Below are 21,838 nucleotides of genomic sequence, written 5' to 3'. Positions count from 1 at the left end.
TCTTTTCTTGCGATCCCGCTTCCCCGCGCTGTACCTAGTCATAGATCGCCTCTACTTCCCACGTGCGCTCCCTCGAGAGCAGCGCGAGCGCTTCACCGCTTTCGAGCACGACCTGAAGCCGCGCTCCCCTGCGGCTTCCTTCTCCCTCGCTCCACCACCGCTGATCGATGAGCATGGGGGCGCTGTAGTGTGCGATAGGGAGAAGCCTCTCGTAGCCGAAGTGGCGCAGTGCCGCGGGAAGGGGAGCGCACTCCTCACCCTCACGGTGCTCATCGCCGTGGCTCGCACCCGTTCGAGAACTCCTCACGGCCGCGACATCGCGTGCGCAGGTGTGAAGATTTGCTGCGGTTGCTGTATCCGCCGCGCGCTCGCTTCTCATCTCGCAGCTGCTTCTTTCCTCGCGCATAAGGACGAGATGAGCAGGCACGCCCGTGAGAAGGCCACGCGCACTCACATAGACCGCTCGCCCTTCGCCCATAAGCTGCGCCGCAATCTGCTGGGTGAAAACCGTGGCGGGCAGTGGACGCGGTAGAGATCCAATCCAGGGCCCCTCGCGGCGCTCGCGCGCGGGCGCCGTGCGGAAGGGGCGCACCGCGATTGCCTCGCGCAAGAAACGCCCCTCCTTTTCGGCGGGCACAAGCACGGACCGCTCCCCCGCGAGCGACTGCACGCGTGTGAGGGCGCGCGCGGCGCGCTTTTCGGCTGTGCTCGCACGCCCCCACAGCCCCGGCGCATACTCCCCCGCGCTCTCGGTGTGCACAGGGATGAGCTGAATGTGCACGATGGATCCCGCACAAGGAGCTCCATGACGGGGCCCGCCGGGACGGGAAGCCTCGCGTTCAGCCGCAAGTATCCAACCATCGCACTGCCAACGCACGCGGTCCACGACATCGCGAATGCTTAGGGCGCCCTCGTGGCGCCACGTGCGTTCAATCTCGCTTCCGTTTTCGCCGCGTGCGACGATGCGCAAGCCCATGCATGCAAGGCCGCGCTGACGCAGCTCTTCCTCGAGCTCTTCGGCGAGGGGACGCGCGATGAACGCTGCTTGATCGATGCGTTCGAGTGGCGGCTCGAGGTGCCGTTCCACGAGGATCGGTTGAGCTGGCCGCTCACGCTTGCCCTCGCCGATCTCGGCTCCACACGCGAGAGTATGCAGAAGAACGCCGAGGGCTCCAAACCGCGCACTCACCGAGGCACGAGGAAGATCGGCGAACGCACCGAGAGAGCTGATACCGAGGCGGCGAAGCACGTCGATGAGCTCACTCACGCGCGCGACCCCCTCGCCTCCCCCCGGTACCCGAAACCGCTGACCAGCGCCCACGGGGGCATGTGCAAGTGAGTCGATGGGGAAAGGCGCGAGGAAACGCGCCGACTCACCCGGAAGCACAATACGCCCCGAGCGGGAGGCGAGAATCGCCCCGAGTGGACCATCGGCGATCCCCACGGAGCATTCCCAACCCGTGTTATCGGCGACGGCATCGATCAGGGCGCGCACGAGCGGCTCCTCTCCCCCCGCGTGTCGTGCAGGCCCTCGCGTGTGAAGCAAGAGTGTTCCTGGTGAGAGAGGTTCGATCCCGGACGCGACCGTGTCGACGGCTGAGCATACGCTTTCAAACACGCGCCACTCGGCATCGAGGTCACGCTCCACAATCGCAATACGCGGGCATAGCGCCTCGGCGGCACGCTTCTTCATGCCGAGCGCCACCCCGCTCTGCCTGGCCGCGGTGCTTGCGGCCACGATTCGATGGTGCTCCATGACAGCGATCTCGCTCGGTGCTTCTTTGTTTGCGCGCTCATACCCCTCAACCGCGGTGAGCACGGGCCAATTCTCGATGAATACGCACGTCGTACGCGTGCCCTGAGGTTTCACTGCGCCCCCGATCGCACGAGCGTGAGCCTTGCGCGCGCCTCGGTTTGTGCTTCACTCACGTGTGGGGTGGAAGACCCTGTGCAGGGTGCGCTCGAGAGTGCCCCAGCGGGCGTCGGAACCCGAACGCCCACACTCGAGCCGGCTCCCTCAACGCCCCGACCGCACGCCGACACGCGAGCGTTTCGAAGCCTGAGCCTCCCCGAGCCCCGCGCAAGCCCCAGCCAGTGCGGAGAGGAGGAGCGCACGGTGAGATCGCAGCGTGCTTTCCCCACGCGAATGAGGAGCGTTCCCTGCGTGCGTGCACGGTTTTCCGCCGCTCGCCACTCGGCAGGTGTGAGGTCAAGGTCTGCACCGAGAACGATCACGTCGATTCCATCGATGAGCGCGGAGAGTACGGGCGACAATTGCACCCCGGGGGCAGGTACGAGGGCCGTGCGCTGCGGGTCCATGCCGATATCCGCACACGCGGCGAGCCCCACGTGTGGCATCCCCACGAGGGCACACCAGGACTCCTCCCCCATGGCCGCTGCCGCAAACGCGAGTGCGAGAGAGGTTCCGCACGGTCCCGTGACTTCAATACTGCTGCCCGCGCGCACCTTGCCTTGAGGCATGAGTGAGGCAAGGGCCTCGGGGATCGCGAACTGACGCCCTTCGCACGAGGACCACTCCTCATGCCGCGGGCTGTGCTCACGCCTGGTTTTCGCCTCCGCTTTTCCGAGGATGGAGTGCGCGAGCGCGAGGCGTTGCGGATCCGCCGCAACGCGCGGTGTCGCCGAAGCCTGTGCGGACATCGCTCTTCCTTCCCACACCACGAACTAGAACACGTGTTCGAATAGTAGGAGTGAAAGAGGGAGAAATCAAGGGAGATTTACAAGCGTTTCACCCCATAATCGAACACTTGTTTTCATTATGGGGAGGGGTGGGACATTTAAACTCGCACGCGTCTCACGCGCGCATGCATACCTCGCGTTGCCAGAACACCACCGCACTTGCCGCAGCCACGTTAAGGGAGTCGACGCCTCCACTCATGGGGATAATCACGCTCTCATCCACGGCACGAAGCGTGCTGGCGGTAAGGCCGTGCCCCTCGGTGCCGAGCACAAACGCAACTTTGCGCGAAGCCGAAAGATCGACGTCATGAAGCGAGCGGGAGTTTTCCGTAAGCGCGAGAGCAAGCGTGTTGAAGCCGTGTGCACGAAGGATCTCCACTCCCCCGTGCGGCCACGATTCCATGCGCGCCCACGGCACTTGGAACACGGTGCCCATCGACACGCGAATCGCGCGCCGGTAAAGAGGGTCTGCCGCCGAGGGCGTGACGAGAACCGCGTCCACCCCAAGAGCGGCAGCGCTTCGGAACATGGCCCCCACGTTCGTGTGGTCCACGATGTTCTCGAGTACGGCCACCGTGCGTGCGCCCTCGAGGACCGAGTCAACGGAGCGACTCACGGGGCGCTGCATCGAGGCAAGCGCGCCTCGGTGCACGTGAAAACCCGTCGACGCCTCGAGTTCACCTTCGGTGCCCACGAATACCGGCACATCCGGGAAGCGGGAAAAGAGAGGTGAGAACTTTTCGAGCCACTTCTCGCTCATCATGAACGAGCGCGGCTGTGCACCTGCGTCGAGGGCGCGCTCGATCACGTTATAGCTCTCCGCCATGAAAAGGCCGCGTTCAACCTCGAGGCTCGAGCGGAGCTTCACGTCGGTCATCGACACGTAATCGGCGAGCAGCGGGTGATCCGCATGCGCGCCCATCGGTACAAGATTCATCGCGAAAGAGGAACCGCCGTTGCAAAGTACCGGCCGGCGCGCTCCTCAAGTGCGAGCGGAAGGCCAAATGTGCGCGTGAGATTCTGCGAAGTGAGGGTCTTCGCGATCGGTCCCGACGCCACGACGCGCCCCTCGCGCAGCAGAAGCGCGTGAGTGAATCCCTCGGGGATTTCCTCGAGATGGTGGGTGACCATGACCGTCACGGGAGTGGCGGGGTCTTTCGCGAGGGTGCTAAGCGAGCGCACGAGCTCTTCGCGCCCACCCACATCGAGGCCGGAGGCGGGCTCGTCAAGGAGGAGAAGCTCCGGATCGGTCATGAGCGCGCGGGCCGAGAGCACGCGTTTCTTCTCCCCCGTCGACAGCGAACCGAAAGGGCGCTCGGCAAGCGGGGCGACGCCAAACGCGCCAAGAAGCAGCCGGGCACGTTGGTCGTCCTCCTCGTCATAGCGCTCCCGCCAGCGCCCCACGACCGCGTAACCAGCGGTCATGACGACGTTGAGGCACGTCTCCTCGGAGGGGATGGTCTCGGCCAGCTCCTGGCTCGAAAGACCGATGAGGGGGCGCAGTTCGAATACGTCAACGCGCCCGAGCTTTTCCTCGAGGATCTGGACGTTCCCGCTCGTGGGGTGCAGGCGCGAGGAAAGGAGGCGGATGAGTGTGGACTTGCCCGCGCCATTCGGGCCAAGCACCGCCCAACGTTCCCCCTCGCGCGCGCAAAAGTCGACATGATCAAGGAGAGTCTTCGCGCCTCGGCGCACCACAACATCGCTCAATGAGCACACAGCAACCATGTCTCCAGCCTACGGCAGGAGGTGCTCACTAGACTAAAACGGACCGTTATCCCTAGGAGTGAGCTGTGCCCGTACAACGCCTCTCAATGCCCGGCGACCGCAAAAAAGCACCACTCGATACGCTCGCGGCAAGGATCGATGAGGCACTCGAGAAGTCCGATATCGACACCGACTACCCCGAGGCGGCCCTCGCAGAAGCCGAGCACGCGGCGCGTACGTGGCGCGAACACACGGCGGGGCACGCGGATCTCACCTCGATCGAGTTCGTCACCCTCGACCCGGAGAGTTCGACTGATCTCGACCAGGCGCTTCATATCGAACGCGAGGGCGAGGGCTATCGCGTGCGATACGCGATTGCTGATGTTCCCCTTTTCGTCGAGCCCGAAAGCGCGCTCGACGGCGAGACACGCAAACGGGGCCTCACGCTCTATCTCCCCGATCGACGGATTCCTCTTCACCCCGTAGTACTTTCCGAGGATGAAGCCTCGCTGCTTCCACACAAGGACACCCCCGCCTTCGTATGGGATTTCACTCTCGATGAACGCGCACGCGTCACGAACGTCAATCTCACGCGCGCGCTCGTGCGCAACCGCCAGAAGCTCGCCTACACCGAGGTGCAGCATGCACTCGAGAAAGGGGAGGCTGGAGAGGTCATGCAGCTCCTCGTTGAAGTGGGCGAAAAACGGGCCGCGCTCGAAATCGAACGCGGTGGTGCCTCGCTCAGTTCCCCCGAGCAAGAAGTCGTGACCGATGAGGATACGGTGCACCTTCAGTGGCGCCTTCCCGAACCCATCGAGGAACACAATGCGCAAATCTCCCTCATGACGGGCATGGCAGCGGCGAAGATCATGATCGAGGGCAAGCTTGGGATCTTGCGCACGATGCCGCCCGCGACTCCAGAGGCGATCGATCGCTTCCGCGCGCAAGCCGCGGCCCTCAAGGAGCCGTGGCCTCAGGATCAGCCCTATGGGGAGTTTCTGCGTACCCTCGATTGGCGCAAGGGCCGCCATCTCGCCCTTCTCGACCAGGCAACCTCACTTTTCCGTGGCGCGGGATACGAAGCCTTCGACGGCACCCTGCCCGAGGTTCTTGAACAATCGGCAATCGCGGCCCCGTACGCGCACACGACCGCGCCCCTACGCCGACTCGTCGATCGTTTCGTGCTTCACGTGTGTCACAGCCTCATCACCGGCGCTCCGCTTGATGAGCGTATCCGAGCGGCGCTGCCTGAACTCCCCTCTCTGATGCAGGGGGCTCAGCAACGCAATTCGATGCTGGAAAAGAAGGCGCGGGAGATCGCCGAGATCGGCGTGCTTTCCACCCTTGTGGGAACCGAATTTGAGGGCACGGTGCTCGACTTCCGCCCTGAAACCGATGGTGGCTCGAATCCCTCCAATGCTCGGCCCGACCGCATTGAGGTGCAGTTCAGTAACCCGCCGGTCGCGCGGTGGATTGACGGCGCCCGGCTACCGATTGGCACCCGCGTCACGGCGCGGCTCGAAAGCGTCGATGAGGAAAGGAACTGGGCTGAATTCTCGGTGGTCAGCTCGGGGCGCCCGGGCCACGCGAGTGAGGGGCAGGGTCCGACGTCTGCATGAGAATCATCGCTGCGACATCGCACGCGCCTTCCTCTCTGGGGAATCTCATTGCGGCCCCTTACCTCGGGGCACTCTCGCTTTTTGCGGGAGCTGCCTTGCGCCGAGACATTTCTCTTGAGGAGGCCGCTGATCTCCTTGATGCGGACGAAGGAACCTTTGGAGGCGCACACTTCGACACTCTCGCCTGGTTACTTGAAGTGCGCGCTTTCACCTCTCCCGCGCTCACACTCGTCATGCCCGAGCCCGGGAGGATTGCGGGGCTCGTGGGCGGTCCCCGAGCCGTCATGGCTGCGCTCGCGGGTGGCCAAGCACTCACGGTGGGCGACGGTGTTCATGCCTCCCATCAGCTCACCATTGCTTCGCCGCGCTACGAGGGTGCCACGACGCTCGATCTTGTGCGCACGGATGTGCCTGGCACTTCAACCCACGTAGCGGGCTCGGAAGCCGCGCATGCCCGAGAGCGGCTCTATCGCGCCCTGTCGGGAAGCCATGAAAGGCTTCGTGAATACGACATGATTCCTGAAGAACCCGTTCGCCCCGATGCTCTTCCGAAAGGATGGGTGCTCATCGAACCTCCGCGTGGAATGCCCGCGACCCACGCTCACGCGGCAAGGCTTGCGGGGCGGGTGGTGTCGCTTGCGGAAGCGGGGATCACGCAAGCGACGGCCTCCGGTGAGCCGAGTGCACAACGGGCCCTCGAGGAATTGCGATTTCTTGCACGCGAGGGGCGTGCGGTGTTGGCGCAGACGCTCAGCTATGCGTCGCCGCGGAGCACGGCGTTGTAAACCTCGAGCGTGCGGTCAGCAATAGACTCCCATGAAAAGTGATCGCGGGCGCGCTGCTGCGCGGCCTTACCCCAGGCTCGAGCACGCTCGGGGTTGGCGATCGTGTCGTTGAGGGCATCGGAGAGGTCGCCCACGAACTTCTCGGGATTGACCGGGGCGCCGGTGCCGTCACTCACCTGTTCGATCGGCACGAGGACTCCGGTCTCACCGTCAACGATTACTTCGGGAATGCCCCCGGTCGCCGTCCCCACTACGGGGATGCCGCAGGCCATCGCCTCGAGGTTGACGATGCCGAGGGGTTCGTAGACCGAGGGGCACACAAAGGTCGTGGCGTGTGAAAGCAGCTGGGTAAGTTCGTGGCGCGGGAGCATCTCGGAAATGAGGAACACTCCTTCGCGAGCGGTTTTGAGGTCCGTGACGAGGTTCTCCACCTCGGCAGCGATCTCAGGAGTGTCAGGAGCCCCAGCGCAAAGGATGACTTGAACTCCCTGATCAAGCGTGCGCAAGGCACGCAGGAGGTACGGCAGGCCTTTTTGACGGGTGATGCGACCAACAAAGATGACGGTCGGTGCTGTGGGGTCGATCCCGTAGCGCTCATGCACATCGGTTGCCGGATTGGGCTTCCATTCGGTCACGTCGATCCCGTTGTGGACGACATGAACGCGTGAGGGGTCAACGTTGGGGTACGAGCGCAGAATATCCTCGCGCATGCCACCGGAGACGGCGATGATGCCATCGGCATTTTCGTAAGCGGTCTTCTCCGCGAAAGAACTGAGCCTATAGCCGCCGCCGAGTTGTTCGGCCTTCCACGGGCGCAGCGGTTCGAGAGAGTGCGCCGAGAGCACGTGCGGAATTGAGTGCAACTGTTGGGCGGCAAACCCGGCAAAGTTCGCGTACCACGTGTGTGAGTGCACGAGGTCTGCGCCCGCGCAATCCTCCGCCATCGCAAGGTCAATGCCGAAGGTTTGCAGAGCGGAATTGGCGTTGGCGAGCGTAGCAGGCACGGAGTAGGCCTGAACACCGGGGGCCTCGCGTTTCTCCCCGAAGCACCGTACGCGTATGTCAACGCGATTGCGGAGCACTTTGCTGAGTTCATCGACGTGAACGCCGGCACCTCCGTAAATCGCTGGCGGGTACTCCTTCGTCAAGATATCAACGCGCATGCCGGTCTGCCTCACTGTGGGAAATCCTCTCGGGTGATAGGGATGCACTGATCGACTCGCTCGTTGAGCGCAGCCCCACTGTCATGATAGTCACACTCATCGTGCCGCGCGTGGTCCGGATCTTCCAGCGAAATAAAAGCTCAGCGGCCTCCAGGTGAGCACAGGGTGAACGATGACGTGATGCAGCTAACTGTGCATTAGGATGGAAGCATGGTCGCAACGAAGGTCCTCGCAATTGTTCTCGCCGGCGGTGAAGGCAAGCGCCTCATGCCGCTCACACTCGATCGCGCAAAGCCCGCCGTTCCGTTCGGCGGCTCCTACAGACTCATCGATTTCGCGCTTTCGAACATCGTGAACTCTGGGTATCTCCAGGTCGTGGTTCTCACGCAGTACAAGTCGCATTCACTGGATACGCACATTGCGAAGACGTGGCGCATGAGCTCGCTTCTCGGCAATTATGTTGCTCCCGTGCCGGCCCAGCAGCGCATGGGCAAGCACTGGTACCTCGGAAGTGCCGATGCGATCTACCAGAACCTCAATATCATTGGCGATTCAAAGCCCGACTACATCGTCGTGGTTGGCGCCGACCACGTATACCGCATGGACTTCTCCCAAATGGTGGAGGCACACATCGAGTCGGGGCGTTCGTGCACGGTTGCCGCGATTCGCCAACCCATCGAACAATCGGATCAGTTCGGCGTGATCGAGGTAGATCCCGAGGATCCCACGCGCATTTCCCAGTTTGTGGAGAAACCGAAGGAGACTCAGGGGCTTCCGGACGACCCAGACTCGGTGCTCGCCTCGATGGGCAACTACGTATTTACGGCCGATGCTCTCGTTGAGGCCGTGACGAAAGACGCCGAAGATGCCGACTCCAAGCACGATATGGGCGGCGACATCGTCCCCCACTTCGTGAACCTCGATGACGCGGGCGTCTACGACTTCATTCGCAACGATGTGCCTGGCTCGACCGATCGCGACCGCGACTACTGGCGCGATGTCGGTACTCTCGATGCGTTCTACGAAGCGCACATGGATCTCATTTCGATCCACCCGATTTTCAACCTCTACAACACCGCGTGGCCGGTCTTCACCGAGTCGCGCTCGGCACTTGCTCCCGCGAAGTTCGTGCACGCCGGTCCCGGCCGCGTGGGCACCGCGGTAGATTCGATCGTTTCGGCGGGCGTCGTCGTTTCGGGCGCGCAAATCTCGAACTCGGTCATCGGCCCCGGTGCGCAGTTGCACTCATGGTCCTCGATCTCCGATTCGGTCATTATGGATAACGTGACCGTGGGGCGCCACTCGCAAATTCATCGCGCGATCATCGATAAGGATATTGATATCCCGCCGCGTACGCAGATTGGCCTCAACCGCGAGGAAGATCTCGCTCGCGGCTGGACCGTGACTGATTCGGGCATCACGGTGATCGGCAAAGGCACCATCATCGAGCCACAGCACTAACACCTGAAAAAAGAGGCGCCCTCGAAGGGGCGCCTCTTTTTCGTTGTCCTTTCGAGGCTAACCTCGCACGAGGGTGAGCAGGTCGAGTTCGTCCTCGGCGATGTCCTGCCACGTCTCGGCTCTCGACGTGAGAACACTCATCGAGCCGGTGGGCACGCCGATACGCACCTGTGCAAGCGCCGCGGAATCAGAGCGGTCATCGTTGCCAAGATAGGCGGCCAACTGGCTCATGGTGGGTTCGTGCCCTACAACGAGCAGGACCTTCGAAGTTTCGTCGACTCCACGGACAATCCGGAGGACATCACGAACTCCTCCGTGGTAGAGATCATCGAGGACACTCACTTCGCACTCGATGTCGCCGAGCGAATGATGAACGTCGCTCCACGTTTCTTGCGTGCGCGCCGCGGTCGATACGAGGACACGACTCGGCTTCACACCTTGAGCGCGGAGGTAATCACCGATGAGCCGGGCCTGGGAATGCCCTTTGTCGGTAAGAGCGCGCTCCATATCGCTTGCGGCATCCGATTCTGCTTTTCCGTGCCGCATCAGGAGGAGGATGCGACTAGGAGGTTCATCACTCACGCAATTTCACCCATTCTGCGCCCCGAAGGCGCGTTCGACGTCAGTTTTGTACTCGTGGTGAGGTGGTTTCAGTGTCCCATGCCGAGGCCGCCATCAACAGGAATGACCGCACCCGAGATGTAGGACGCATCGTCGCTCGCGAGGAACGCCGCGACCTTGGCAACTTCGGCGGGTGCGGCGAAGCGCCCCGCGGGGATTTGCGAAAGATACTGCTTCTTACGTGCGTCGTCGAGCTGGCTCGTCATCTCCGTTTCGATGTAGCCGGGAGCGATCACGTTTGTCGTAATGCCACGTGAGCCGAGTTCGCGCGTGAGTGAGCGGGCCATTCCGATAAGTCCGGCTTTGGAGGAGGCGTAATTGACCTGCCCCGGGGAACCAAGGAGGCTCACGACAGAGGAGAGAAGAATGATGCGGCCCTGCTTTTTGCGCATCATGCTCTTAATCGCACGCTTCACCGTGCGGAACGTCCCGTTGAGATTGGTGTTGACAACGCTTTCGAAAGAATCATCGCTCATGCGGAGCATGAGCTGATCGTCGGTAATGCCCGCGTTGGCGATAAGAACCTCAACGCTCCCCTGTTCCTTTTCGACCTCGGCAAAGGCCTCGTCAAGCGAGGCCGGATCGGTGACATCTGCCTTGACGGTGAGGGCTCCCTCGGGGCCGCCCTCGCCCGACCTCGATGTCACGGCAACCTTGTCGCCGAGGGAAATAAAGTGTTCGGCGAGCGCGTAGCCAATGCCACGATTGCCGCCGGTAATCAACACGCTTCGTGAGGTCACGGTAGCCCTTTCACGCTGTGGAAGAATGAGTCTCGCGCCCACCCTATCGCTAAAGATCGTGCGGCCGCGCATAGCCTACGATGGAACGGCATGGCTATGGACCTGATTCGCGCTTGGGAGGAGAGCACCGATGGCTAAGCGCTTCAATCCGCCTCCGTCATGGCCTGAGCCCCCCGAAGGAACGGGCGATCTCCCCGCGTCGTGGAGCCCCGATCCGCGATGGCCCGAAACACCCGCTGGGTGGCGCCTCGACTTTGACCCGGCAACCGTCGGACCTTCCCCCGCTGTTCCGGCTCCCGTCACTCGAAGTGAAACTCTCCGTGCGAGCGGTGTTGTTGCCGAGCGCCCAGGCCAGTACCCAGCTCGAGTAGAGCTACCCGGGCACGTCGAAATGCGCGACACCGATACCTCACTCGTGAATGGTTTTCCTCCCGAGAAACCGCGTGCTTTCGGTCCGCACGATCCGCACGCCGGTAGGAGAAGGCTCATCGTGAATCTGTGCCTGTGCCTCGTGGGCCTTGTGCTTGCGGCCGCTAGTGTGTACGGGTTTGCGCAGCTCTACTCTTATGCGATGAATGAACTCCCCAAGGGGGAAAGCGCGGCGGCTTCACTCGCGCACCATTTGCCAACGACGGGTTTTCATGCCCTCTGAGCGCCTCGAAAGCTCTTTTCCACCCGCGAGTGACCACACGTCGTTTTCGACCCCTCCCGCGGCCATTCCCGTTGCCCGATCGGTTGATGTTTCGCGCCGTTCGCGCACCTACATCGTGGCAATGGCGATCCGCATGGTGTGTCTCGTGCTTCTCATCATCGTGCCTGGCGCGTGGAAGCTCGCCGCGCTGATCGGCGCGGTCATTCTCCCTCTTTTTGCAGTGCTCGTCGCCAACGATCAAGCAGTTCCTACTAGCGCTACGGGAGTTCAGAGTCACGACTCGCAACCTGCGCCTTTCGTTCTCACCGCGGAGGCCTCACAGCCGTTTATCACGGTTGATGACGATGGCACGGTGCGCGAGACCTGGGGTGGTGAGCACCTGTGAGGGGTGCGAATCTGCGCGTCGTCGTCACGTGGCGCTGGGCGCTCGCCCTTCTTTTTGTCCTCCTTGCTACTTTGACGTGCGTGCGCCTCGGGATCTGGCAGTGGCATCGGTTCGAGGAAAAGAACGCCCGTGCGGACGTGATCGAACAGCACTACGATGCCGAGCCGATTCCCCTTGCCGACGCTCCAGCCTCGGCACGGACGAAGCTTGCAGCGAGTGACGATTACACGGTTGTGAAAGCTCGCGGTCACTATTGCGCGGAGCCTGAATGCGTGCTCTACGTTCGAAACCGCGTGCAAGGCTCAAGCGTGGGTTTTTGGCAGCTCGTGCCTTTTAAGGCGGTATCGGGGCAGACCCTTCTCGTGGTGCGAGGGTGGGTTGTCGCGGGGCAGACGGATTCGGTTCCCTCGACGCGCCCCGATGTTCCGAGCGGCGAGGTGGAGCTTGTCGCCCGGCTGAGGCCCACAGAGCCGCGCCTTACAGACAGGCCCCAGGTCGAAGGGCAACTTCATTCCGTGAACGCCCCCGATGTCGTTTCACAAGCGCCAGGGCTCACCCAGGTCCTCCAAGGCACGTACGGCGAGGCCGTGCGCGAAAACGGTACCGCGCCAGAAGGTCTTGCCGGCCTTAGCAAACCCGAGACGTCGATTGGACCCCACCTCTCGTACGCGTTCCAATGGTGGATCTTTTCGGTGTTCTTCCTCCTCGGCTTTGTAGTCGCGGTGCGTCGTACACTGCGCGATGAGGCCGAAGAAAGAGAAGCGGAGCCCGACGCTTCCTCAGCGCCCGGGGCACCCGGGGGTCAAGCATCGCCCTCCGCACACGGACGGTTGCATCGCTACGGTTCGACTCGCGGGGGCCACCACAGGTCTCGTGGGACCGACGAGGACGAGGAAGATTCGCTACTCGAAGAAAGGTAAGAGTGATGAGTGAGATGGAGCGTCGATATTTTTCGGGCCCACTCCCCCGTGCCATCGCGCACCGCGGCTTTGCCCCTCATGGCGGGGAAAATACTCTCGAAGCATTTGAAGCGGCGCTCGCGCAGGGAGCCGACGTACTCGAGACCGACGTACGCGCGAGTAGCGACGGCGTGGCGCTCACCATTCACGACGCGAGTCTTTCTCGTATCGCCCAGGGAGACCATCGAGCCGTAGCTGAAACGTCCTGGACAGAGCTTAGTTCCGTGCGCGTTCAAGGCGCGGGAACGGTGACTCGGCTTGAAGACGCCCTGGACGCCTTCTCGGATGTGCCCTTCAACATCGATGTGAAAAGTGCTCGTGCAATTGCGCCAACGGTGGCGGCCATTGCGAAAACGGGAGCCGGGCGTCGCGTGTGCCTCACGAGCTTCGACCCTGCGGTCGCGCGTGAGGTTGTCGCACTGGCGCGCCGGGAGTGCGGGCGTCCAGTGATGGCGAGTGCGTCCCGCTCTACCGTGGCTGCCTTTCTCGCGTCGTCCAGCCTCGGTGTCGAGCGCCTGAACGCAAGAATGCTCGCGCCTTACGCAGCGCTCCAAGTCCCCATTCGTTTCAGGGGGATCAAGATCATCACTCCACGCTTTGTTGCTGCCGCTCACCGCGCCGGATGCGAGGTGCACGCGTGGACGATCGATGAGGAACCGACCATGCACGCACTGCTGGACATGGGGGTGGATGGTATCGTAAGTAACCGTGTTGATCGGCTCGTGAAGGTTCGCGAGGCCCGTGCCGCACGCCGCACGGGACCTGGAGGGGAATATCGCCCCCGGCCGAAGCGTTGAAAGCTTGTGAATGCCCGGCGCAGAGCCGGCGGAGGCGTCCATATTGGACTACGTAGGGAAGAAGGTCGTTTGATGAACTCTCGCTCACTGCGAGGCACCCGACTCGGTTCGCTCTCGATGGAAACGGATGACGGCGTACTCGCCGCGCCGCGCCAAGAAGCGAAGTACGACTGCCCCAATAAGCACATCATCATTCTCCCGTTCTCGGTTGAGGCTGATGTGCCCCTCGTGTGGGAGTGCCGCTGCGGCGAGACCGCCGTCCTTCGCGACCACGAAAAGCCCGAGGGGAAGCCCGGCAAACCTCAGCGCACGCACTGGGACATGCTTCTCGAACGTCGCTCGGAGGAAGAACTCCAGGAGCTTCTCGATAAGCGCCTCGAGCTGCTACGCGCCGGTAAGCTCCACTCGAACCGCCACTTCCTGTAGCAGCCAAGCCCGGCCATCCAGGCCGGGATCAAAGCCATTTAGAGAACGTCGCCCTCGTAAGGGGGCGGCGTTTTTCCGTCTCGGTGATCGTGGCCGTCGCGTCGAGTGCGATCGCTCGCGTCGATCTGGGGAGTATCTCCGCTCACGTGGGAGGAACCGCCCTGGTACGCACCCCTTGGCGGCTCCGACGCCTGCGAGGTTGTATCGATCACGATTTCACTCTCGATAGCCGCCCCACGATGAGAGGTGAAGAGGAATCGTCGTGGAGAGGAACCAGCACCGAGCCCCATTGAGGTGAGGGTCTTTTCCTGCACGGGGGTGAAGAGAAGTACGAGGCCCGCGATGTCAGTGAGAACGCCGGGAAAGAAGAAAAGCACGGCGGAAATGAGGGTAAAAGCGGGCCGCGAAAGATGCTTCTTGCGCTCCCCTCGCCCCGTTGCGGCACGCCACAGCGAGATGATACGCGTGAGTGATTGCTGGCCCGCGGAAAGCACGAGTGCGAACCCCACGACCCAGCCGAGCGCGATAAGAAGCAGTGGGATCCACCAGCGCGTGGCTGAACCGATCCAAATGAGGAGCGCAATTTCGAGGATCCCAAGGAGGATGGCACCGACCGGCAGCGCCCAAGCGGGAAGCGAGCGAGCTTTCTGAGAAGTGTTCATCGGGCACCTGCCTTCACGAGCCTACGAGCCTGCGAGAGACGGTGCTCAAGGCCCCACTGCGTCACGCGGAGCATAGCTTCGCGAATGATCGCGGAACTCATCTTTGATTCTCCGTATTCTCGCTCGTCAAAGTCGATGGGAATTTCGCGGATGACGAAACCCTCAGCGCGAACCCTGCGAGTCATATCGACCTGGAAGCAATAACCTTGGCTTGCAATTGATTCACCCGCAAGGACGGTCTCGAGAACGTCAGCACGAAACGCGCGGAAGCCTGCCGTCGCGTCATTCACCCCGAGACCGAGGGCAAGATTCACGTAGGTATTGGCGCCCCGTGACAGCAACTCGCGGTTCAGGGGCCAATTGTGCACGGCCCCACCGGTGACCCAGCGTGATCCGATCGCGAGATCGGCACCGCGTTCGAGCGCGGTGAGGAGGGTGCCGAGCTGCTCGGGCCGATGGGAAGAATCGGCGTCCATCTCGCACAAGACGTCGTAGCCGTTCTCGAGTCCCCACGCGAAACCAGCGAGATACGCCGGGCCGAGTCCACCTTTGTCGGTGCGATGGAGAACATGCACGTGGTCATCGTTGGTCGACATCTGCTCGACCCACTCTCCCGTGCCGTCGGGTGAGGCATCGTCGACAACGAGGACGTGAGCCTGTGGTTCGGCATCCCGCAGCCGTGTCAGAGTCGGCGGGAGCGCGTCGATTTCGTTATAGGTAGGAATGATCACGAGCGTGGTCACGGGCGTGAGCGCCTTTCTTTGATCGTGCGCGGCGGAGCGAGGAGACTTGCAAGAAGAACAACGCCGGCAAGGGCCGCGATGATTCCTCTGATCACGACTCCGTGCTCCATCGCGGGAGTGCGACCCGTACGCACGGGGACGTCGGCAACCATCGTCCCCTCGGTCCAGTGGTCGAGGCTTGCGAGTTTCCGCCCTTCAGGGGTGTAGATAGCGGAATCTCCGACGGTAGAAATATGAACGACGCTCCGGCCAGAAATAACGGCGAATACCTTGGCCTGTGCGAGTTGCTGGACGGACTCGTGGGAGTCGAGGAAGAGGGCGTTGTTGGACTGTACGACGAGCAGCTCAGCGCCCGCGTTGACGGTATCGGCGACGCTCTGCTCATAAGCGATTTCGAAGCAAATGAGTACGCCTACTTCGGTGCCTGAAAGGTCGAGCACTCCGACCTGGGTGCCCGGGGTCATATCCCGCTCCACCAGCGAAACTTTGTCGGTAATCTTCGAGAAAAATTCACGCTGCGGAATGTATTCCCCGAAGGGAACCGGGTGTCGTTTCGTGTATTCCTGGCCAGTGGGTCCCTCGGCGTCAAGAAGAATCGACGTGTTCATGCGGGCCTTTTCCCCATCAGGGCTCTGTGTGCCGACGAGAAGGGGAGCACCAGCGTCACGTGCGAGCTGTTGAAGAGTGGCCATGCGCTCATGGTTGTTTTGCACATCCCAGCCGGTTGAATCCTCTGGCCACACGATAAGCCGTGCATGACCTCCGCCCGCAAGAAAGTCGCGCGTTTGCTCGACGTGGTTGTCAAACATCGTGTCGGGAATGTAGTAAGAACCGGCTTCGGGACGTTCGATGTTTCCTTGAATCCCAGCGACCCGAAGCGAATGATGGCCTGCATCCACAGAGTTGGCCGGCCTGGGTGTCACTAGCGCGCACAGCACGATGATGATGGCCACGGAGGCTGGCCACACGGCGTGCACCCCGTTGCGGCCGCGTGCGCGGCGGAACGTCAGTGCGCCCACGGTGCTGAGAGCATAGGCGCCAAGCAAACCTGAGATGGCCCCGAGCCCCGTCACCCCGAGCCACGGTCCGAAATTCAAGAGCGGGGAATCGGCGTAGGCAAAGGCACTCATTGCCCAGGAGAGCCCGCCCCACGGCACGGTTGCGCGGGCAAACTCCGTGATCGCCCACAGGCAGGCAATACCCACACTGCTCGAGAAACGGATACCCCGGCGCACGAGAATAAACCGTGCGAGCACGCTGAACACGGCGATATACAGAGCCTCGAAGATGGCGAGTGCGAGATGCGGACCAAGCCCGGCGTAGATACTCGCCCATGAGAAGAGAGGGATGAAAGCGCTGATTCCGAAGGCAAGACCACTCACGAACGCCACGCTCGCGCGTCGCGTAAACGACGCAAAAAAGAGGGCGCCGAGAGCAAGCGGCAAAAGGCCCCACAGGCCATAGGGATCAAACGCGAAGTGGAACAGGAGACCACCAATCACCGCGCTCACGAGGGCAAAAATTGGGGGCGTAAACTTTTCGCCCTCGAAATGGGGTACGAGGATTTCGCGGGTCTCAGTTTCGGCTTTGCTGTTCTTAGCCTTCACGCGCGGCTCCTCGCACGACGTAGCAGACGAACAACGGCGCCAAGGAGCGAGCGAAGATGAACGCCGCACGCCTCTTCTTAACCGTCATTCCTCGCCTTCACCGGTAGACCGACACAGACTGTTTCTCAAAACAGCGCTTTTACATATCTTGAGCCACGATCCCGCGCAAAAGCTGAAGGCGTGCCTTACGTGCGGTTGCTGCAACCCCCGTGTGTGCCTCCCCCGGGACGTGAGCGAGATGGTCAAGAAGGTCGATGACCTGCCGAACGTGGCGAACAAAGTCTCCGGGCGCCACGGGAATATTGCCTACCGACTGTGCGAATCCTTCCCCGTGCGCCCAGCGGTACACGGCCGAGCACAGACCAGGGTGTGGAGCGGGAGTCTGCTCGAGCCCGGCTCGCCTTTCCTGAACGTTGATGTCATCGACGAGGAAGGAGAGGGCATAGAGCGCGCGGGTGACGGCGCGATCGTCATGGTCCTCGCTCCCGCCATCATCGCGTCGAGGCTCGTAGCTGAGGGCGCTCGCAACCGCTGCGAGCGCGTCCGGCGAGAGGCCCTCGAGGACCCCTTGATCGAGAGCCTCGCACACGATAAGGTCGCGCTCCGAATAGACGCGTTTCAGTAGCTCGCCCTTCGAAGTCACGCTGACGTGCCCTGCGGCGTCGGCCTCCCCCACATACCCGAGCGCTTCAAGAACTGCCCTCACGCGGTCGAATTGCCGCACAAGATGAGAAGTGCGCTGGGTGACTGTTCGCTCGGCACGGGCCGCCTCGCGGGCCGCCTTCCGATAGCGAGAAATCCATCGCATGTGCTGCTCGCGCTCCTCGCAGTGATGGCACGGATGCGCGCGCAGTGCTTCGCGAAGTTCTACCAGAAGAGGATCGTGGTTGGGGTTGGCCGTTTTCCCCGTTGAACGGGCCCTCACAGCCTTTCGGGGCGAATCCTCACCGCGAAGCTTTTCGCGCAGGGCCGAGGCTGTGTCCTTACGCACGCGAGCGCTTCGTATGCGGTCAAGGGAGGGGACCCTCATTGTTTCGAGAACCATGGGACTCGCGGAAAAATCCTCGGTGTAGAGATCCCTGAGCTGCCCTTCGCGGGTCACGACCCATACTCGTGGCCCCTTCACGGTTTTCTCGTGGTCGATCACCACGGCAAATCCCGAGCGGCGCCCGCCGGGGATCGCAATAATCTCGCCGCGTCGAAGTTTGCCAACGATCGAACGGGTGCGCTCGCGCTGTTTGTCGGCACGGTTGCGGCTCAATTCCTTTTCCCTCGCGGAGATTTTTTCGAGGATGTCCGCGTATTCGGCGATATCGCCCTTCGAACAATGCATCGCCTCGCGATACTGCTCGGCCACGTCGTGCTTTTCGCGCGCCTTGCGGGCTTGCGCGACAACGCTTCGGTCTGTGTGAAACTGCGCGAAACTGCTTTCAAGCGTTTCGTAGGCCTCTTCGAGGCTGTAGCGGCCAAGCAGGTTGACGGCCATGTTGTAGGTGGGCCTGAATGCCGAGCGGAGTTTGTACGTGCGCGTTGAGGCAAGCCCGGCGACGTCCTGGGCCGCTACCGAGGATCCGACCACGACCACCGCATGCCCCTCGACGTCAATACCGCGGCGCCCTGCGCGCCCCGTGAGCTGCGTGTACTCGCCAGGGGTGATCTGCGCATGTTCTGTGCCGTTGAATTTTGTGAGCTTATCGAGCACGACCGTGCGTGCGGGCATATTGATGCCGAGCGCGAGCGTTTCCGTTGCACATACGACCTTGACGAGGCCCCGCGCGAAGAGATCCTCAATCACGGCTTTGACCGCGGGAAGCTGCCCGGCGTGGTGGGCGGCGAGTCCGTTCATGGCTGCGCGTTCGATTCTGCCGATCCCTAGCGCTTCGTAGTCATCCGCGCGCACATCGCCGAGCGCAGCCCGAAAGGCTTCCTTAATCTGAGAGCGCTCCGCGTCATCGGTCAGACGCACGTTCGCGCGCATGAGTTGCGATACGGCTTGATCGCAACCGCTTCTGGAGAAAATGAAGAAGATGGCGGGAAGCATGCCCTTCTTCTCGAGGAGGAAAACGACATCCGCGCGGCTCATGGCGCGAGGGCGCATCTGCTGGTCATGGCGACTTGAACGTCGGTGCCCGCGCTGGTCCTGGCGCCGATCACGATACCCCCGCCGGCCCGACCTTCCGTGCTTGCGGCCCCGCCCGCGGCGGTGAGATCCGTGGCGGCGGTCGGTGGGGACCTTCTCCCACGAGTCCTTGCCGATCTCGGCAAGCAAGGGATTGACCTCGCGGTAGCGTCTATGCGTAAAGGGGCCGTGGGAAGGCGTCGCCTGGCCATCTTCATCGAGAAACACGTCAATGAGTTCGTGATCGCTGAGAACGTGCTGCCACAGCGGAATTGGCCGGCGCTCCGAGACGATCACCTCCGTGCTTCCGCGAACTTCCTCGAGCCACGCGCCGAATTCTTCGACATTGGACACTGTCGCGCTAAGTGCCACGAGCTGCACGCTGCGGGGCAAGTGGATGATGATCTCTTCCCACACGGGTCCGCGCATGCGGTCGGCGAGGTAGTGGACCTCGTCCATGACGACGTAGCCGAGCGAGTGAAGCGTGGGGGAGTCGGCATACATCATGTTGCGGAGGATCTCGGTCGTCATCACCACAACTTGTGCCTCGGAGTTGATGTTGACGTCACCCGTCACGAGCCCCACGGCTTCGTGCCCAAGCCACTCGACGAGTTCCTGATATTTCTGGTTGCTGAGCGCTTTGATGGGGGTTGTGTAAAACACCTTGACCCCGTGGGCAATCGCGCGGTGCACCGCGTACTCCCCCGCGATGGTCTTCCCAGCCCCGGTGGGTGCGGCGACGAGTACAGAGCTTCCGCGATCGAGCGCGTCCATGGCGTTGAGCTGGAAGGGATCGAGGTCAAACGAGAAACGCCCGGTGAAGCCCTCGCGGATGTTGGCGATCGTGTGCTCACTCATACTGTTCCTTCCTCTGTCTCGTCGTCGTGAAGGGGCGGGGACAGGATGCTCACCGCCCCGGGCAAGACCCGTGCGTGAAGCGGGAGGAACGAACGCGACTCCCCATCGCTACATACCTCCAGTGGCTCGCGCGAGCCGATCTTCAGGCTCGTGCACCGCGTGAGCGTATATTGCTCGAGACTCGCATGAGTACCGGAGAAAACGCGAGGAAAAAACCGCACGAGTCCAGCGCGCGGGATACCCGCGACGCTCACCAGTTCGAGTATGCCGTCATCAAGGCGCGAGCACGGGCAATACTTCATTCCCCCACCGAAGTAGCCCGAGTTGCAGAGCGTCAGAAGTGAGGCTTCGAACTCGGTGCGGGCACCACCGTCGATCTCAACCCAGTACTCGCGTGGCCTGTACGCGAGAAGTTCGCGCGCAACCGCAGCCGTATACCCGTAGCGGGAGCGGTTCGCGCGTGCGTTCACGATGGCATCGAAGCCCATGTTCAGGTTGCCGAGGGCGATCACGCTCTCGGTTTCCCCTTCGCCTTCAAAGTGAGTCTCAATCGCGTCGATGCGTTGCTCAGGGCGTGCTAGCGCGGACACGATGGTGCGCACGGCGGCGTCGGGATCACCAAGAGGAAGCGCGAGCGCACGGGCCAGGTCGTTTCCCGAGCCGGCCGGGACGATACCGAGTCGTGTGCGGGTCCTGCACACTAGGGAGGCGCCGAGTGCGACCGTGCCGTCTCCTCCCACGACTACGAGCGCATCGAGCGTGTCGAGAACCGCACGTGCACGGCGCCGGGCTGTGCGCGCATCGGGGGCGGAGAGATCGACGACCGACAATCCAGCCACGCTGAGAAGCGCGCATACATCATGACCGATGTTGCCGGCTCGACGCTTTGCCGCATATGGGTTCGCGATCACGCCGACTCGCAGGCGGTTCATGAGTCGTTCGAGCCGCCCGAATCCTTGTGGGAGTCGGCGTACGCGTCGTCGAGAGACTTCGGAAGCGCGATCTCCGACGGAATGTACTCGCCGGATTCCGTGAAGGCCGTTTGCTTCTTGAGCCGCTTTTCGCGCCGAGTCTCAAGGAGGTAGGCCACAAGGACGGCACCGAAGAACAGGATAAGGAACGGCGAGGTCACGAGCAAAAGCGTGATCGGCTCCGGGGTAGGCACCATAGCCGCGGTAAAAATGAAGCTCAGGAGGATTGCCCAGCGCCATCCCTTGAGGATTGTGCGCCACGGGAGAATTCCCACGATGTTCAGCGCAACGAGGAACACCGGGTAGATGAAGGCAATCCCAAACACCATGCAGGTTTTGACGACGAGCTCGATGTAGTCGCGGAACTCCACGAGCTGGAGAACTTCCTTGTTCGGCCCGAAGGTCATGAGGATCGGTATCGCGCGCGTGATCGCGAAGTATCCGAAGATCGCGCCGGCGAGAAAAAGCGGCCCCGAGGAGAACAGGAAGGACAGTGCCCAGCGCTTCTCATTCTTTTTGAGGCCGAGGGAAATGAACGCCCACGCTTGGTAGACGATCACGGGGATGCTCAGTGCGACACCGATGTAGGCGGCGAGCCTCAAGTGAGTTTCGAACGTACCGGCAACACCGCCGATGTTGATCGCAACGTTATACCCGAGGCCTTTGAGTTCGCGGAACGGTACGGCGAGTGCCTCATATAGCGGGTAGTAAAGGAACCAACCGGCAATCGAGAAGAGGACCACGAACACCGCGACGATGAAGATGCGGTCACGAAGTTCGGCGAGGTGTTCGCCAAGACTCATGCGCCCTTCCGGATCGCGGGGGCGTTTCTTCTTTTTTGCCACGTGTGTTGCCTACCCTCA

The 21,838-nt window shown here is 62.2% G+C and carries 21 protein-coding genes; 8 read left to right on the top strand and 13 right to left on the bottom strand.

Translation table 11 applies throughout. The features are described from left to right. Window positions 1-34: 34 nt before the first annotated feature. The 4 genes from NBW56_RS00990 to NBW56_RS00975 form a co-directional block, all read right to left on the bottom strand. Window positions 35-1,819, bottom strand: coding sequence for a DNA polymerase Y family protein (locus tag NBW56_RS00990; protein ID WP_157457091.1), 1,785 nt, complete (start codon window positions 1,817-1,819; stop codon window positions 35-37). A 47-nt stretch (window positions 1,820-1,866) separates the two neighbouring features. Further along, on the bottom strand, window positions 1,867-2,661 hold the full coding sequence (gene imuA', locus NBW56_RS00985; RefSeq protein WP_065247826.1) for a DnaE2-dependent mutagenesis accessory factor ImuA': 795 nt from the start codon (window positions 2,659-2,661) through the stop codon (window positions 1,867-1,869). Window positions 2,662-2,815: 154 nt separating this feature from the next. Further along, window positions 2,816-3,637: a TrmH family RNA methyltransferase gene (locus NBW56_RS00980; RefSeq protein ID WP_236886208.1), complete on the bottom strand. Its 822-nt coding sequence runs from the start codon at window positions 3,635-3,637 to the stop codon at window positions 2,816-2,818. Then, on the bottom strand, window positions 3,634-4,428 hold the full coding sequence (locus tag NBW56_RS00975) for an ABC transporter ATP-binding protein (RefSeq protein WP_065247824.1): 795 nt from the start codon (window positions 4,426-4,428) through the stop codon (window positions 3,634-3,636). The genes NBW56_RS00980 and NBW56_RS00975 overlap by 4 nt, the downstream gene beginning before the upstream one ends. A gap of 65 nt (window positions 4,429-4,493) precedes the next feature. Here NBW56_RS00975 and NBW56_RS00970 point away from each other — a divergent pair, with 65 nt between their 5' ends. Both NBW56_RS00970 and NBW56_RS00965 read left to right on the top strand, forming a co-directional pair. After that, a complete protein-coding gene (locus NBW56_RS00970) occupies window positions 4,494-6,026 on the top strand; it encodes an RNB domain-containing ribonuclease (RefSeq protein ID WP_236886207.1) in 1,533 nt (510 codons plus the stop codon). Continuing rightward, window positions 6,023-6,811, top strand: coding sequence for an Rv1486c family protein (locus NBW56_RS00965; protein WP_065247822.1), 789 nt, complete (start codon window positions 6,023-6,025; stop codon window positions 6,809-6,811). Before NBW56_RS00970 ends, NBW56_RS00965 begins: the two co-directional genes overlap by 4 nt. On the opposite strand, the gene glgA is transcribed toward NBW56_RS00965, so the two are convergent. Further along, window positions 6,781-7,974, bottom strand: coding sequence for a glycogen synthase (gene glgA, locus NBW56_RS00960; protein WP_065247821.1), 1,194 nt, complete (start codon window positions 7,972-7,974; stop codon window positions 6,781-6,783). The genes NBW56_RS00965 and glgA overlap by 31 nt on opposite strands. 210 nt (window positions 7,975-8,184) lie before the next feature. Between glgA and glgC the strand changes: the two genes are divergently transcribed. Further along, the gene (gene glgC / locus NBW56_RS00955) at window positions 8,185-9,435 is read left to right on the top strand and encodes a glucose-1-phosphate adenylyltransferase (RefSeq protein ID WP_065247820.1); all 1,251 of its coding nucleotides are present in this window, start codon (window positions 8,185-8,187) and stop codon (window positions 9,433-9,435) included. 57 nt (window positions 9,436-9,492) lie between these two features. Here glgC and sixA read toward each other — a convergent pair whose 3' ends face one another. Both sixA and fabG read right to left on the bottom strand, forming a co-directional pair. Beyond that, window positions 9,493-9,981, bottom strand: coding sequence for a phosphohistidine phosphatase SixA (sixA, locus tag NBW56_RS00950; RefSeq protein ID WP_065248743.1), 489 nt, complete (start codon window positions 9,979-9,981; stop codon window positions 9,493-9,495). 104 nt (window positions 9,982-10,085) lie between these two features. Continuing rightward, a complete protein-coding gene (fabG, locus tag NBW56_RS00945; RefSeq protein ID WP_236886205.1) occupies window positions 10,086-10,868 on the bottom strand; it encodes a 3-oxoacyl-ACP reductase FabG in 783 nt (260 codons plus the stop codon). 58 nt (window positions 10,869-10,926) lie between these two features. Here fabG and NBW56_RS00940 point away from each other — a divergent pair, with 58 nt between their 5' ends. From NBW56_RS00940 to NBW56_RS00920, 5 genes are all read left to right on the top strand, one after another. Then, window positions 10,927-11,448 carry a hypothetical protein gene (locus NBW56_RS00940; RefSeq protein WP_065247818.1) on the top strand — a complete coding sequence of 174 codons (522 nt, stop codon included), beginning with the start codon at window positions 10,927-10,929 and terminating at the stop codon, window positions 11,446-11,448. Next, window positions 11,438-11,833 carry a DUF3099 domain-containing protein gene (locus NBW56_RS00935; protein WP_065247817.1) on the top strand — a complete coding sequence of 132 codons (396 nt, stop codon included), beginning with the start codon at window positions 11,438-11,440 and terminating at the stop codon, window positions 11,831-11,833. The genes NBW56_RS00940 and NBW56_RS00935 overlap by 11 nt, the downstream gene beginning before the upstream one ends. Then, complete coding sequence (locus NBW56_RS00930) at window positions 11,830-12,753, top strand: SURF1 family cytochrome oxidase biogenesis protein (RefSeq protein ID WP_250257644.1); 924 nt, start codon at window positions 11,830-11,832, stop codon at window positions 12,751-12,753. The genes NBW56_RS00935 and NBW56_RS00930 overlap by 4 nt, the downstream gene beginning before the upstream one ends. A gap of 5 nt (window positions 12,754-12,758) precedes the next feature. After that, a complete protein-coding gene (locus NBW56_RS00925) occupies window positions 12,759-13,589 on the top strand; it encodes a glycerophosphodiester phosphodiesterase family protein (RefSeq protein WP_250257643.1) in 831 nt (276 codons plus the stop codon). 72 nt (window positions 13,590-13,661) lie between these two features. Next, complete coding sequence (locus tag NBW56_RS00920) at window positions 13,662-14,015, top strand: RNA polymerase-binding protein RbpA (RefSeq protein ID WP_016664563.1); 354 nt, start codon at window positions 13,662-13,664, stop codon at window positions 14,013-14,015. A gap of 38 nt (window positions 14,016-14,053) precedes the next feature. Here the strand turns inward: NBW56_RS00920 and NBW56_RS00915 are convergent, their stop codons facing one another. The 6 genes from NBW56_RS00915 to tatC all read right to left on the bottom strand — a co-directional run bounded on the left by NBW56_RS00915 (window position 14,054) and on the right by tatC (window position 21,820). Then, a complete protein-coding gene (locus tag NBW56_RS00915; RefSeq protein WP_250257641.1) occupies window positions 14,054-14,677 on the bottom strand; it encodes an FxsA family protein in 624 nt (207 codons plus the stop codon). Then, a complete protein-coding gene (locus tag NBW56_RS00910; protein WP_250257640.1) occupies window positions 14,674-15,420 on the bottom strand; it encodes a polyprenol monophosphomannose synthase in 747 nt (248 codons plus the stop codon). The genes NBW56_RS00915 and NBW56_RS00910 overlap by 4 nt, the downstream gene beginning before the upstream one ends. Next, entirely contained in the window at window positions 15,417-17,027 is a 1,611-nt protein-coding gene (gene lnt, locus NBW56_RS00905) for an apolipoprotein N-acyltransferase (RefSeq protein ID WP_250257639.1), read from the bottom strand. The genes NBW56_RS00910 and lnt overlap by 4 nt, the downstream gene beginning before the upstream one ends. A gap of 139 nt (window positions 17,028-17,166) precedes the next feature. Further along, window positions 17,167-20,004 (bottom strand): DEAD/DEAH box helicase, encoded by a 2,838-nt coding sequence (locus tag NBW56_RS00900; RefSeq protein WP_250257638.1) that lies wholly within the window; start codon window positions 20,002-20,004, stop codon window positions 17,167-17,169. Beyond that, window positions 20,001-20,936, bottom strand: coding sequence for a diacylglycerol/lipid kinase family protein (locus NBW56_RS00895; protein WP_250257637.1), 936 nt, complete (start codon window positions 20,934-20,936; stop codon window positions 20,001-20,003). Before NBW56_RS00895 ends, NBW56_RS00900 begins: the two co-directional genes overlap by 4 nt. Further along, window positions 20,933-21,820, bottom strand: coding sequence for a twin-arginine translocase subunit TatC (gene tatC, locus NBW56_RS00890; protein WP_074296755.1), 888 nt, complete (start codon window positions 21,818-21,820; stop codon window positions 20,933-20,935). The genes NBW56_RS00895 and tatC overlap by 4 nt, the downstream gene beginning before the upstream one ends. Window positions 21,821-21,838: the final 18 nt, after the last annotated feature.

This window comes from Dermabacter sp. Marseille-Q3180, from assembly GCF_940792985.1.
Lineage (GTDB): Bacteria > Actinomycetota > Actinomycetes > Actinomycetales > Dermabacteraceae > Dermabacter > Dermabacter vaginalis.
This window is presented reverse-complemented; position numbering and strand designations above follow the sequence as displayed.

Coding starts and splice junctions, on each gene's coding strand:
- imuA' (WP_065247826.1), bottom strand. CDS start 2,661: ATGTCCGCACAGGCTTCGGCGACACCGCGCGTTGCGGCGGATCCGCAA.
- NBW56_RS00980 (WP_236886208.1), bottom strand. CDS start 3,637: ATGAATCTTGTACCGATGGGCGCGCATGCGGATCACCCGCTGCTCGCC.
- NBW56_RS00975 (WP_065247824.1), bottom strand. CDS start 4,428: ATGGTTGCTGTGTGCTCATTGAGCGATGTTGTGGTGCGCCGAGGCGCG.
- NBW56_RS00965 (WP_065247822.1), top strand. CDS start 6,023: ATGAGAATCATCGCTGCGACATCGCACGCGCCTTCCTCTCTGGGGAAT.
- glgA (WP_065247821.1), bottom strand. CDS start 7,974: ATGCGCGTTGATATCTTGACGAAGGAGTACCCGCCAGCGATTTACGGA.
- glgC (WP_065247820.1), top strand. CDS start 8,185: ATGGTCGCAACGAAGGTCCTCGCAATTGTTCTCGCCGGCGGTGAAGGC.
- sixA (WP_065248743.1), bottom strand. CDS start 9,981: ATGCGGCACGGAAAAGCAGAATCGGATGCCGCAAGCGATATGGAGCGC.
- fabG (WP_236886205.1), bottom strand. CDS start 10,868: ATGCGCGGCCGCACGATCTTTAGCGATAGGGTGGGCGCGAGACTCATT.
- NBW56_RS00940 (WP_065247818.1), top strand. CDS start 10,927: ATGGCTAAGCGCTTCAATCCGCCTCCGTCATGGCCTGAGCCCCCCGAA.
- NBW56_RS00935 (WP_065247817.1), top strand. CDS start 11,438: ATGCCCTCTGAGCGCCTCGAAAGCTCTTTTCCACCCGCGAGTGACCAC.
- NBW56_RS00925 (WP_250257643.1), top strand. CDS start 12,759: ATGAGTGAGATGGAGCGTCGATATTTTTCGGGCCCACTCCCCCGTGCC.
- NBW56_RS00920 (WP_016664563.1), top strand. CDS start 13,662: ATGAACTCTCGCTCACTGCGAGGCACCCGACTCGGTTCGCTCTCGATG.
- NBW56_RS00915 (WP_250257641.1), bottom strand. CDS start 14,677: ATGAACACTTCTCAGAAAGCTCGCTCGCTTCCCGCTTGGGCGCTGCCG.
- NBW56_RS00900 (WP_250257638.1), bottom strand. CDS start 20,004: ATGAGTGAGCACACGATCGCCAACATCCGCGAGGGCTTCACCGGGCGT.
- NBW56_RS00895 (WP_250257637.1), bottom strand. CDS start 20,936: ATGAACCGCCTGCGAGTCGGCGTGATCGCGAACCCATATGCGGCAAAG.